At 68.4% G+C, this 11,456-nt stretch carries 17 protein-coding genes; 12 read left to right on the plus strand and 5 right to left on the minus strand.

Annotated features, from left to right (window positions below; all coding sequences use genetic code 11):
- Positions 1 to 33: 33 nt before the first annotated feature.
- Positions 34 to 1,512: a pyruvate kinase gene (pyk, locus tag FFS08_RS18755; protein WP_137864694.1), complete on the minus strand. Its 1,479-nt coding sequence runs from the start codon at positions 1,510 to 1,512 to the stop codon at positions 34 to 36.
- A gap of 74 nt (positions 1,513 to 1,586) precedes the next feature.
- On the opposite strand from pyk, the gene FFS08_RS18760 reads away from it, so the two are divergent.
- Positions 1,587 to 1,961, plus strand: coding sequence for a DUF1244 domain-containing protein (locus FFS08_RS18760; protein WP_137864695.1), 375 nt, complete (start codon positions 1,587 to 1,589; stop codon positions 1,959 to 1,961).
- A gap of 135 nt (positions 1,962 to 2,096) precedes the next feature.
- Entirely contained in the window at positions 2,097 to 2,546 is a 450-nt protein-coding gene (locus FFS08_RS18765) for a hypothetical protein (protein WP_137864696.1), read from the plus strand.
- A gap of 2 nt (positions 2,547 to 2,548) precedes the next feature.
- Here the strand turns inward: FFS08_RS18765 and FFS08_RS18770 are convergent, their stop codons facing one another.
- On the minus strand, positions 2,549 to 3,310 hold the full coding sequence (locus FFS08_RS18770) for an SGNH/GDSL hydrolase family protein (RefSeq protein WP_137864697.1): 762 nt from the start codon (positions 3,308 to 3,310) through the stop codon (positions 2,549 to 2,551).
- Positions 3,311 to 3,442: 132 nt separating this feature from the next.
- On the opposite strand from FFS08_RS18770, the gene FFS08_RS18775 reads away from it, so the two are divergent.
- The 3 genes from FFS08_RS18775 (at position 3,443) to ruvC (ending at position 5,061) form a co-directional block, all read left to right on the plus strand.
- Positions 3,443 to 3,679 carry a DUF2312 domain-containing protein gene (locus tag FFS08_RS18775; protein ID WP_137864390.1) on the plus strand — a complete coding sequence of 79 codons (237 nt, stop codon included), beginning with the start codon at positions 3,443 to 3,445 and terminating at the stop codon, positions 3,677 to 3,679.
- A gap of 109 nt (positions 3,680 to 3,788) precedes the next feature.
- Positions 3,789 to 4,532, plus strand: coding sequence for a YebC/PmpR family DNA-binding transcriptional regulator (locus FFS08_RS18780; RefSeq protein WP_137864389.1), 744 nt, complete (start codon positions 3,789 to 3,791; stop codon positions 4,530 to 4,532).
- Between the two features lie 40 nt (positions 4,533 to 4,572).
- Complete coding sequence (gene ruvC, locus FFS08_RS18785; RefSeq protein ID WP_137864388.1) at positions 4,573 to 5,061, plus strand: crossover junction endodeoxyribonuclease RuvC; 489 nt, start codon at positions 4,573 to 4,575, stop codon at positions 5,059 to 5,061.
- 91 nt (positions 5,062 to 5,152) lie between these two features.
- Here ruvC and FFS08_RS18790 read toward each other — a convergent pair whose 3' ends face one another.
- Both FFS08_RS18790 and FFS08_RS18795 read right to left on the minus strand, forming a co-directional pair.
- On the minus strand, positions 5,153 to 5,596 hold the full coding sequence (locus FFS08_RS18790; protein WP_137864387.1) for a hypothetical protein: 444 nt from the start codon (positions 5,594 to 5,596) through the stop codon (positions 5,153 to 5,155).
- Positions 5,597 to 5,656: 60 nt separating this feature from the next.
- Positions 5,657 to 6,076: a hypothetical protein gene (locus FFS08_RS18795; RefSeq protein ID WP_137864386.1), complete on the minus strand. Its 420-nt coding sequence runs from the start codon at positions 6,074 to 6,076 to the stop codon at positions 5,657 to 5,659.
- 240 nt (positions 6,077 to 6,316) lie between these two features.
- On the opposite strand from FFS08_RS18795, the gene ruvA reads away from it, so the two are divergent.
- Entirely contained in the window at positions 6,317 to 6,913 is a 597-nt protein-coding gene (gene ruvA, locus FFS08_RS18800) for a Holliday junction branch migration protein RuvA (RefSeq protein WP_137864385.1), read from the plus strand.
- Positions 6,910 to 7,305 (plus strand): GFA family protein, encoded by a 396-nt coding sequence (locus tag FFS08_RS18805; RefSeq protein ID WP_137864384.1) that lies wholly within the window; start codon positions 6,910 to 6,912, stop codon positions 7,303 to 7,305. Before ruvA ends, FFS08_RS18805 begins: the two co-directional genes overlap by 4 nt.
- A 7-nt stretch (positions 7,306 to 7,312) precedes the next feature.
- Here FFS08_RS18805 and FFS08_RS18810 read toward each other — a convergent pair whose 3' ends face one another.
- On the minus strand, positions 7,313 to 8,209 hold the full coding sequence (locus FFS08_RS18810) for a 2-hydroxyacid dehydrogenase (RefSeq protein ID WP_137864383.1): 897 nt from the start codon (positions 8,207 to 8,209) through the stop codon (positions 7,313 to 7,315).
- 81 nt (positions 8,210 to 8,290) lie between these two features.
- On the opposite strand from FFS08_RS18810, the gene FFS08_RS18815 reads away from it, so the two are divergent.
- The 5 genes from FFS08_RS18815 to tolQ are packed head-to-tail and all read left to right on the plus strand — an operon-like array spanning position 8,291 to position 11,454.
- On the plus strand, positions 8,291 to 8,845 hold the full coding sequence (locus FFS08_RS18815) for a DUF4337 domain-containing protein (protein WP_137864382.1): 555 nt from the start codon (positions 8,291 to 8,293) through the stop codon (positions 8,843 to 8,845).
- 5 nt (positions 8,846 to 8,850) lie between these two features.
- Positions 8,851 to 9,246, plus strand: coding sequence for a hypothetical protein (locus tag FFS08_RS18820; RefSeq protein WP_137864381.1), 396 nt, complete (start codon positions 8,851 to 8,853; stop codon positions 9,244 to 9,246).
- On the plus strand, positions 9,243 to 10,265 hold the full coding sequence (gene ruvB / locus FFS08_RS18825; RefSeq protein WP_137864380.1) for a Holliday junction branch migration DNA helicase RuvB: 1,023 nt from the start codon (positions 9,243 to 9,245) through the stop codon (positions 10,263 to 10,265). The genes FFS08_RS18820 and ruvB overlap by 4 nt, the downstream gene beginning before the upstream one ends.
- Before the next feature lie 45 nt (positions 10,266 to 10,310).
- Positions 10,311 to 10,757 carry a YbgC/FadM family acyl-CoA thioesterase gene (locus tag FFS08_RS18830; RefSeq protein ID WP_137864379.1) on the plus strand — a complete coding sequence of 149 codons (447 nt, stop codon included), beginning with the start codon at positions 10,311 to 10,313 and terminating at the stop codon, positions 10,755 to 10,757.
- A gap of 7 nt (positions 10,758 to 10,764) precedes the next feature.
- The gene (gene tolQ / locus FFS08_RS18835) at positions 10,765 to 11,454 is read left to right on the plus strand and encodes a protein TolQ (protein WP_137864378.1); all 690 of its coding nucleotides are present in this window, start codon (positions 10,765 to 10,767) and stop codon (positions 11,452 to 11,454) included.
- Positions 11,455 to 11,456: the final 2 nt, after the last annotated feature.

The following is an 11,456-nucleotide window of genomic DNA, read 5'->3' on the forward strand; positions in this document are numbered from 1 at the left end:
ATCCCTCCCTTGCAGGGAGGGGAATCACAGACCTCAGATCGCGTCCGGCCCTTCGCGGCCCGGATGGTTCTTCAGCTCGTCGCCGACCAGAGTCACCACGTGCAGCACGTTGGTCGAGCCGGGCGTCCGGAACGGCACGCCGGCGCACAGCACCACCCGGTCGCCCGCCGCGGCGATGTGGTGGCGCAGCGCCATCCGCTTCGACTTGGCGACCATCTCCTCGAACGAATCGACGTCGCGCGTGTGGACCGCATGCGTGCCCCAGAGCAGGCCGAGCCGGCGCGCCGTATCGATCTTGGGCGTGAGCACCAGGATCGGCACCGACGGACGCTCGCGCGCGATTCGCCGCGCGGTCGAGCCCGAGCTGGTGAAGCAGGTGATGCCCGAGGCGGAGACGGTGCGCGCAATGTTCTTCGCGGCCTCGGCCAGCGCGTCGGCGGTGGTGGGATCGGGGCGCGTCACGGTGAAGTGGACGCGATCGCCATGCGCGGGGTCGCGCTCGACCGCGTCGGCGATCGAATTCATCATCGCGACCGATTCGACCGGCCATTTGCCGGCGGCGCTTTCGGCCGAGAGCATGATCGCGTCGGCCCCGTCATAGACGGCGGTGGCGACGTCGGAGACTTCGGCGCGCGTCGGCGATGGGCTCTCGATCATCGATTCGAGCATCTGGGTGGCGACGATCACCGGGCGGCCCATGCGGCGCGCGGTCTCGACGATGCGCTTCTGGAGGGGCGGCACGGTCTGCGGAGGCAACTCGACGCCAAGATCGCCGCGTGCGACCATCACGCCGTCGCACTGCTCGACGATCTCGTCCAGTCGCGCGATGGCCGAGGGCTTCTCGATCTTGGCGAGCAGCGCCGCCTTGCCGCCGATCAGCCGGCGGGCCTCCATCAGGTCCTCGGGGCGCTGGACGAAGCTGAGCGCGATCCAGTCGGCGCCCTGCTCGACCGCGAAGGCGAGGTCGCTGCGGTCCTTCTCGGTGAGCGCGGCGAGCGGCAGCACCATGTCGGGCACGTTCAGGCCCTTGTTGTTCGACAGCGGGCCACCGACCTCGACGATGGTGGTCAGCCGGTCCGGCGCGACCGAGACGACGCGCAGCACGAGCTTGCCGTCGTCGAGCAGCAGGCGGGCATTCTCGTGCGCGGCCTCGAAGATCTCGCGGTGGGGCAATTCGACGCGGGTGGCGTCGCCCGGCGTCTTGTCGCGATCGAGGATGAACTCATGGCCGGTGACCAGCTGGACCTTGCCGTCGGCGAACTTGCCGACGCGCAGCTTCGGACCCTGCAGGTCCGCCAGGATCGTGGTCGGGCGGCCATATTTCTGCTCCAGGCCACGGATCGCCTCGAACAGCGGTACCTTCGATGCCTGGTCGCCATGGCTCATGTTGATCCGGAACGCATCGGCACCGGCTTCGAAAAGCTTCCCGATCATCTCGGGCGTGTTGCTCGACGGGCCGAGCGTGGCGAGGATGCGAACCTTGCGCGTGCGGGGGCTGATTGCCTTTGTCATCGTTGTCATATCCTCGGCTTGTGCCTCGGTGCCTCTAGTCTCATATCCCGGAGGATCAACCGTGGAGGTGATAAATGGACGAACTCGACCAGCTGGATGACGCTACAGCCGCCCAGGCGTTCCGCAGCCTCGTCCGCCATCTCCGCCATCGCGCCGATGTGCAGAACATCGACCTGATGGGCCTGGCGGGCTTCTGTCGCAACTGCCTGGCCGACTGGATCGCCGAGGCCGATCCGGCGATCACGCGGGACTCGGCGCGGCGCATCATTTACGGTATGCCCTTCGCCGAGTGGAAGGAGCGCCACCAGGTCGAAGCCACACCCGAGCAGATCGCGCGGATGGAAGCGAGCCTGAAGAAGAACGAGGCTGTCGACGAAAAGCTGGACGAAGCGCTTGATCAGAGCTTCCCGGCCAGCGACCCGCCTTCGATGACCGAGCCGGGGCGATAGAAATCGGCCAGGCTGTAACAACGCGGGCTTCGATCAGGTCTATCCTTGTTCCTTCGATCGATTCGGAGGGGCGAAATGAATTCTCGATTGAGTCATCAGGCATGGCTGGGCCCAACGCGGGCACATCAGGCGCACATGGTCGAATTGATCCGCGAGGGGCGCCTGTTCGACGCGGCGCGGTTCGATTCTCCGGAAGCGATCGCCCGCGCCTGCGTTGCCGCCCTGGACATTCTGGAGCCGGAAATCGGCCATGAGCCCGGCTTCAAGGCCAAGGCCAACGAAGTCCTGGATTTTGCCAATCGCTGGATCCGGGAGGTCGATCCCGTCTATGCGCGCTTCCTGGAGACGACGCGGAACGTCAGTTTCACGCCGGGTTTCGAAGATGTCCTGCGCGGTGTCGAATATGCCGTCACCGGCGTCACCCTGGCGGGCGTGATCGTCGATCTGGGGAAGCAGCTTCTGCTCGGCGCGATGTCCGGGGACGTCGAGAAGGCGGCGCGATATCGTGCCGCGGTCCTCGAATTCCAGGACCGGATCGGAACCTATATCGCCATTGAGATCGTCGGACGCCGAGGCGGGCGCTAGGTTCAGCGCAGCGCCTTGGCCACCGCCTTGCGCCAGATGTCATAGCCCTTGCGCGTCATGTGCAGCCCGTCCTCGCGATAGAGTTCGGGGCGCGGCTTGCCGTCCGCCCCCAGCATCGCCGGAAAGATGTCGACATAGCCGAGCCGCCGGTCGGTCGCGACATAGTCGCGCACCAGCGTGTTGGTCGCGCGGATCCCGTCGATCAGCCGCCAGCGCGACGGGCTGGGCTTGATCGCGATGAACAGGATGCGCGTGGCCGGCAGCCTGAAATGCACCTTGGTCACCAGGGCCTGGAAATCGGAGAATACCTCCTCGGGGGTGTGCCCGGCCTCCAGGTCGTTGTCGCCGGCATAGAAGACGATCGTCTTCGGCGCATAGGGCATGACGATCCGATCGGCATAGCGGACGCTGTCGGGAATGGTGGAGCCGCCGAAGCCGCGATTGATCACGTTGCGCCCGGGAAAATCGCGGGCGAGGTCGGTCCACATCCGGATGCTCGAGCTGCCGAGGAACAGCGTGCCGCCCTTGGCCGGCATTGCCGCGGCGTCGCGCGCTTCGAACGCGGCGATCTCGGCGGCGAAGGGCTGCTTGTCGGCGGACGCCGGCGCCGGGCGGGTCGGCAGGCGCATGGCGGGCGGCAGCTGCACCGGCGCGACGGGTTTGGCCGGTGCCGGCGCCGCGGGCCGGTTCTGGGCCGGAGCGATGGCGGGCAGCAGGACGAGCGCGGCGGCGGCGAGAAGCGCGATTCGGCGGAGAGGGGGCATGGCTTCGCGATAGCGGGGGCGGCCGCGCGGGGCAATCGGCGGGGATGCTCGGCGCGGTTGGGGGTTGAGCGTGGCGGCGGGCTCCGATAATCGCGCCGCTTTCCCGACTCTCATTCTCCAGGAGCTTCCGCCTTGTCCGATTCGATTTCCGCCGAACAGCTGCGCCTCTTCATCGAGCGGGTCGAGCGGCTCGAGGAAGAGAAGAAGGGCATCGCCGACGACATCAAGGACGTCTATGCCGAAGCCAAGTCGACCGGCTTCGACGTGAAGACGATGCGCTCGATCGTCCGTCTGCGGAAGATGGAGAAGCACCACCGCGACGAAGCGGAGATGCTGCTCGAGACCTACAAGCAGGCGCTGGGCATCTGAGCTGCGCTCCCCGCCATCCCGGCTTTCGCCGGGGTGGCGGACGGGCAGCCATTGCCCATGGCCCCGTGCCTGGCCTAGAGACGCGCCACCAGTTTCACATGAGAGCGCAATGGCAGGCCATTCCAAGTTCAAGAACATCATGCACCGCAAGGGCGCGCAGGATAAGAAGCGCTCGAGCATGTTCTCCAAGCTCAGCCGCGAAATCACCGTCGCCGCCAAGATGGGCTTGCCCGATCCCGACATGAACCCGCGCCTGCGCGCCGCGATCAACGCGGCCAAGGCGCAGTCGATGCCGAAGGACAATATCCAGCGCTCGATCGACAAGGCGACCAAGGGCGATACCGAGAGCTATGAAGAGATCCGCTACGAGGGCTTCGGCCCGGGCGGCGTCTCGCTGATCATCGAGGCGCTGACCGACAATCGCAACCGCACCGCCACCAATGTGCGCACCGCGGTCAGCAAGAATGGCGGCAATCTCGGCACCGCCGGCTCGGTGAGCCACGGCTTCGACCGGATGGGCCTGATCAACTATCCCGCCAAGGCCGGCGACGCCGAGAAGGTGTTCGAAGCGGCGCTCGAGGCCGGGGCCGAGGACGTGGCGTCGTCCGAGGAAGGCCATGAGATCTGGACCGCGCTGGACGCGCTCCACGAAGTCGCCAAGGCGCTCGAGCCAGTGCTGGGCGAGGCCGAAGGCGCCAAGCTCGCCTGGCGCCCCCAGACCATGGTCGATGTCGGCGAGGAAGACGCCGCCAAGCTGTTCAAGCTGATCGACGCGCTCGACGACGACGACGACGTCCAGACCGTCTGGGGCAATTACGAAGTCTCGGACGACGTGATGGAGAAGCTGGGTTGATCCAAATCCTCCCCGAGGCCAGCTCGGGACGGATTTGGCGATGATCATCCTCGGCCTCGATCCCGGCCTCGGCACCACCGGCTGGGGCCTGGTCCGTGCCGAGGGCAACCGCCTGTCGCATCTCGCCAACGGGCGGTTGAAGACCGACACCCAGGCGCCGCTGCCCCGGCGGCTCGCGCATCTCGACGCGATGCTCGCCGCGCTGATCGCCGATCACGCGCCGCAGGCCGCGGCGGTGGAGGAGGTGTTCGTCAACACCAACGCCCAGTCCACGCTCAAGCTCGGCCAGGCACGCGGCGTGGTGCTGTGCGCCGCGGCGCGGACCGGCATCGACGTCGGCGAATACAAGCCCAGCACGGTCAAGAAGTCGGTGGTCGGCCTCGGCAATGCCGCGAAGGAGCAGGTCCATGCGATGGTGCAGGTGCTGCTGCCGGGCGTGAAGATCGACGGAGCCGATGCGGCAGACGCGCTCGCCGTCGCCATCTGCCACGCCCACCATCTGGCGAGCGCGCGTCTCGGGATGCGCTAGGCACCAGGCCAAGGACGCATTGTCTTGGGGGGCGCCCCGGCTCAAGGCCGGGATGACAATGGGAAATCAGATAGTTGCTCGCGCTCTCGGCCTAGGCGGCGAGCGCGAGGGCCGGCCCGTCCTCGTCATCGTTGGAAGCGCGTGCCGCCGGCCGGGCGCGCCGCGTGCGCCTTGCCCGCCGGGCGACGGGCAGCCGGGCGGCGATCCAGTGCCGCACGGCACCGAAGCGCAGCGTCGATGCCGCCAGCACTGCCACCAGGATCGTATCGACAAGCGTGCCGATCTCGAACAGGGTGAGCCAGCCGGCGATCTCGGGCAGCGCCATGGAGAAGATGCGAAGCCCTTCCTCCTCGAGGAACCAGAAGCACAGCAGGCTGATCGCGCCCAGGATCATCCAGATGATCACTGCCTCGCGCCGGATTCCCGCCAGCCGTGCCGCCGGCCATTCGACCAGCGCGCGCCGCATCAGGCGCCCGACCGGCGTGTCGCCGGCAAGCAGGAGCGCGAACCACAATCCCAGAAGCGCGACGATCATCTGCCTTCCCCCAACATGCTCGTCCCGGAGGTGGGAAGGCGGCGATCGTTCCGCCAGGGGCTATTCGAAGATCCCCGCCGTCTCGTCGCCGTCGAACGCCTTGCGCCGCAGCGCCCGCGCGCCGCGCAGGCCGTTGATCACGCCGATCGTGAGCACTGCGTTGATGACGAGGCCCATGATGTTGAGCATCGCCAGCTTGCCCAGGAATTCGAGAACGAGCAGCAGCGCGGCGACGCCGCCCCACACCAGCCCGCGCCCGGCATGCAGGCGGAAGCCCGCGACTGCGAAGATCACCATCTCCGCAGCGGCCGCGCCCAGCACGATCGCGAGCGCCGGTGCATCGCGCGTTCCCAGGAGGCCGCCCAGCATCAGCAGCGCAAGCGCGCTCAGCGCGGCCGCGACGAAACAGGCATAGCCGCCCAGCTGCGCGGCGCCCAGCGCGCCGTCCTCCGTGGTCAGATCCACGTTCCAGAACGCCATTTCGATTTCCCCCCGCTTGTGCCCCGGCGCCACCCTAGCATGGCCCTGGCCGGCGTCGATGCCCGCGAAGCCGCGGTGATTTCGCTTTCCTATACCCGCTTGTTCCGCTTATGTACCGGGCATGCGCGTGCGTCTCCGTCCTTGCTCCGCTTGCCCGTTGATCGCCGGATGCCGGGCGCTGCGGGGGAATCGGGGCGCGCCTGGCCTGAACTTCCTAAGCTTCCGCGCGGAGGGCCGGGCATGATCGCGCACCTCAAGGGCCGGCTGGAAGCGACGGGGCTCGATCATGTCGTGATCGACGTGAACGGCGTCGGCTATCTCGCCGGCGCGTCGGGCAGGACGATCGCCGCGCTGGGTGCCACCGGCGGATCGGTCACGCTCCACACCGAGATGCTGGTGAGCGAGGATTCGATCCGGCTGATGGGCTTCGCCACCGCGAGCGAGCGCGACTGGTTCCGCCTGCTCACCAGCGTGCAGGGCGTCGGCGCCAAGGTGGCGCTGGCGATCCTCTCGATCCTGTCGCCCGAGGAAGTGCAGACCGCCGTGGCGCGCGCCGATTCGGCGATGATCGCGCGGGCCAACGGCGTGGGTCCCAAGCTCGCCCAGCGCATCGTCAACGAGTTGAAGGACAAGGCCGGGGGCGTGGCCCTGGGGAGCGGTGGCGCCGGGGCGCCTGCCGCGGGCGGTGCGGCGCAGGACGCCGTCTCGGCGATGCTCAACCTGGGCTTCAAGCCGGCCGAGGCGAGCGCCGCCGTCAACGCCGCAGCCGACGAACTGGGCGCCGGTGCAACGCTCGACGCGCTGGTGCGGCTGGCGTTGCGCAAGGCGGCGAAATGACTCGCCGCACCGCCCATTGCCGCTGCGGCCAGCTCCGCGCTGTGTGCGAGGGGGAGCCGGTGCGCATCTCGGTCTGCCATTGCCTCGAATGCCAGCGGCGCAGCGGCTCGGCCTTTGCGGCACAGGCACGCTTTCCGGTGGAATGCGTGACGTTCACCGGCAGTTCGACGCGCTGGGAGCATGTCGGCGAGAGCGGCCGGGCCGCGGAATTCCATTTCTGCCCGATCTGCGGCGGCGCTGTCTGGTATCGCAACGCCGCCTTTCCGGAGACCTATGCGATTCCCATCGGCGCCTTCGCCGATCCCGATTTCCCGGCGCCCGGCTTCTCGGTGTTCGAGAATCGCAGGCACGCCTGGGTCGAGATCACCGGCGACGACATCGTGCATGACTGAGCATGGTTCAAAGCAGCGGCGTCACCAGCGGCCGTCCGGCGAAATGCGCGTCGAGATTGGCGAGCACCAGCGCGCGCATCTGCATGCGCCCCTCCTCGGTGGCGCTGCCCTGGTGCGGGGCGAGCACCACCTGGTCCATGGCCCTGAGCGCCGCGGGCACCTGCGGCTCGTTCGCGAACACGTCGAGCCCGGCACCGGCGATGCGCCCTTCGGCCAGCGCCGCGATCAGCGCATCCTCATCGACCAGGCTGCCGCGCGCGACGTTGACCAGCACGCCCTGCGGCCCCAGCCGGTCCAGCACCGCGGCATCGACGATGGCCCGCGTTTCCTCCCCGCCCGGCGCGGCGAGGATCAGCACGTCGCTCGCCCCGGCCAGCGCGGCGATGTCGGGCACGAAGCGCCACGGCACCGGCTTCTCGCTGCGGGCGCCGTAGAGCAGCGTGCCGGCGAAGGGCGCGGCGCGCAACGCGATGGCGTGGCCGATCCGGCCCAGCCCGAAGATGCCGATCCGGCGTCCGCTCGCCCGCCGGCCGAGCGGCGCGGCCCAGCCGCCGCCGCGCACCAGGGCATCGTTCGCCGCCACCCGGCGCTGCACGGCCAGCATCAGTGCGATGGCAAGGTCGGCGACGTCTTCGGTGAGCACGTCGGGCGTCAGCGTCAGCCGCACGCCGCGGGCGCGCAGCGCGGCAAGGTCCACGCCGTCATGGCCGATGCCGTGGAGCGCGACGATCTCCAGCGCGGGGAGCCGGTCGAGCAGCGCCGCGTCGATCCGCGCCGTGCCGCCGCCCACCATGGCGCGGACGCCCGGCGGCGGATCGCCTTCGTGCAGGGTATAGCGTTCGGCCAGCGCCGCGCGCAGCGGGGTGGGGATGGACGATATCAGCAGCAGGTCCGGGCGCGCCATGGCCTTGCTCTAGACCGGCGGCGCGGCGTCGCGCCAGCCTCCCGCCTCGCGCTGTCCCGGTGGGAGGGCTAGGGAAGATCCATGGAAATCGAAGTCAGCGCCGAGGCCAAGGACAAGTCGCTCAACCGGAAGGTGGCGATCACGGTGGTCGTGCTCTCCGTGTTCATGGGGGTGTGTGGGATCAAGGACGGCAATATCGTCCAGGCGATGCAGCAGGCCCAGTCCGATTCGGTCGACAAGTGGAATCAGTATCAGGCGGCCAAGACCAAGCTGCACATCGCCGAGGGTAGCCGCCTCCAGATCGCCATGCTGGCCGATCCGAAGCGCGCGGCCCCGGCGCTCGCCGGGCTTGACCGCGACATCGCGAAATACAAGGCGGAGGCGCCGGGCCTCGCCGCCGATGCGAAGGCGCAGCGCGATCTCTACGATGCGCTGAACGTGCATGACGACCAGTTCGACGCGAGCGACGCATCGGTCTCCACCGCCATCTCGATCGCTGCCGTGGCCGCACTGGTGGAGAGTGGCTGGCTGCTCTGGGCCGCCTGGGCGTTCGGCGGCTTCGGGTTGTTCATGGGGCTGTGCGGTTTCCTGGGATGGAGCTTCCATCCGGCGCTGCTGAGCGGGCTGCTGGGATGAGCAAGGTGGATCATCCCCTCGTGCCCGGCTGGCAGGGCAGTCGCAGCTGGACCGCACCGGGCGAGCCGCCGTCGGAGTTCGTGACGTTCGAGGCGGGCGATGTCGGCGCGCCGTTCCGCATCGATCATGGCCGCGACATGATATTCGATCATGGCCGGCTCGAGCAGGACTATAATTTCCTCGACTATCTCTTCGGGGATCCCGCCGCGGCGGTGCGCGCACGCCATTATCTGGGGGATGCGCACGTGTCGGTCCATTTGCCCGGCCTGGGGGTCGACGCAACGCTGGCGCAGGTGCGGGCGGCGATGCCCGGCGACGTGCTCCGCTACCTCCAGCGGCGTTTCGCGGCGATCGAAGTGTTGACCGACAAGGGATATGAGGCGCTTTGGGCGGCAGCATGACCGATAGCGATCGCCTCCTCTCCTCCGCCCGCCGCATCGACGATGTCGATGCCGCACTGCGCCCGAAGAGCCTTGACGAATTCGTCGGCCAGCGGGCGGCGCGCGAGAATCTGCGCGTGTTCATCGATGCCGCCCGGTCGCGTGGCGAGGCGCTGGACCATGTCCTGTTCTTCGGCCCTCCGGGCCTGGGCAAGACCACGCTCGCCCAGATCATCGCGCGCGAGATGGGCGTCGGCTTTCGCGCCACATCGGGTCCGGTGATCGCCAAATCGGGCGATCTCGCGGCCCTGCTCACCAATCTCGAGGATGGCGACGTCCTCTTCATCGACGAGATCCACCGGCTCAATCCCGCCGTCGAGGAAGTGCTCTATCCGGCGATGGAGGATCGCGCGCTGGATCTCATGATCGGCGAAGGGCCGTCGGCGCGCAGCGTGCGGATCGACCTGCCGCGCTTCACCCTGGTCGGCGCGACCACCCGCCAGGGGCTGCTCACCCAGCCGCTCAGGGATCGGTTCGGCATCCCGGTCCGCCTGAATTTCTACGCAGTCGACGAGCTGGAGCGCGTCGTCGCCCGCGCCGCCCGGCTGCTCGATCTCCATGTCGCTCCGGACGGGGCGCACGAGATCGCGCGGCGCTCGCGCGGTACGCCGCGCATCGCCGGGCGGCTGCTCCGCCGGGTGCGCGACTTCGCCACTGTGCTGGGCGAGGAGGTCGTGCACGCCCGGGTGGCGGACCAGTCGCTCACCCGGCTCGAAGTGGACGCGCTGGGTCTCGACGCGATGGATCGGCGCTACCTCACCATGATCGCCGACATCTACAAGGGCGGCCCGGTGGGAGTGGAGACGCTGGCGGCGGGGCTCAGCGAGCCGCGCGACACGATCGAGGAAGTGATCGAGCCCTATCTGATCCAGATCGGCATGATCGCGCGCACGGCCCGGGGGCGCTGCCTCAACGCGGCGGGATGGAAGCATCTGGGCCTCACGCCGCCGTCCACCGCGCAGGAAGGGCTGTTCGACTGAGGTGAGGGGTTCCCCCGGCGGAGTCGCTGGGTTAGGTGGCCGGCCATGGACGTATCCTTCGCCCCTGGCCGCTTCGCGGGCCTCGAGCATCATTTCGTCCTGCGTGTCTATTTCGAGGACACCGACCTTAGTGGGGTGGTCTATCACGCCAACTATCTCAGGTTCATGGAGCGGGCCCGCTCGGATATGCTGGCCCTTGCCGGCATCGACCAGCGGGCGGCGCACGAAGCCGGCGAGGGCGCCTATGCGCTGCGCGAGGCGAACATTCGCTACCGGGCGCCGGCGCGCCTGGGTGACGAACTGGTGGTGGTCAGCCGGCTGGTCCGGTTGCGCCCTGCCGCAGTGGACATTCATCAACGAGTCATGCGCGACGTTACCATAGTGGCCGAAGCGGAGATCGAGGCGGTGTTCGTCGCCCCGTCCGGCCGTCCGCGCCGCCAGCCGGCGGCGTGGATGGAACGTTTCGCGCCGCTGGTCTTCAAGGGGAACTGAACCGATCATGGAATTCATCAGCACCGACGCCACCACCATGTCGCCGATCGGCCTGTTCCTGCAGGCGGACTGGGTGGTTCGCGCCGTGATGATCGGCCTGCTGCTCGCTTCGCTCTGGACCTGGGCGATCATCCTGTCGTTCGGCTTCAGGGTCGGCGCGGTGAAGAAGGCGATCGACCGGTTCGAGGCGGAATATCGCGAAGCCGACGATATCGACGAATTCCATCGCCGCGCTGCCGGCCGCGATCAGCCGATCGCCCGCGTCTTCTCCGCCGGCGTCACCGAATGGCGCCGCTCGACCAGCGGCAAGGCGATCGACCGCGAAGGCACGCGCGAGCGCCTGGCCACTGCGATGGGCGCGACGATCGCGCAGGAGATCGACAAGCTGGCCGATCGCCTCAACTTCCTCGCCACGGTCGGCTCGGTTGCGCCGTTCGTCGGCCTGTTCGGGACGGTCTGGGGCATCATGCGCAGCTTCACCGGCATCGCCAAGGAGCAGAGCTCGTCGCTCGCCGTGGTGGCGCCGGGCATTGCCGAGGCATTGTTCGCCACTGCGATCGGCCTGTTCGCCGCCATCCCCGCCGTGATCGCGTACAACCGCTATTCGCACGGCGTGAACCGTGTCGAGGCGCGGCTCAACCGCTTTGCCGATGGTTTCCACGCGACGCTGAGCCGCCGCCTGGAGATGGAGGCCTGAGC

This window comes from Sphingomonas sp. 1F27F7B (genome assembly GCF_005503355.1).
Classification (GTDB): Bacteria; Pseudomonadota; Alphaproteobacteria; order Sphingomonadales; family Sphingomonadaceae; genus Sphingomonas.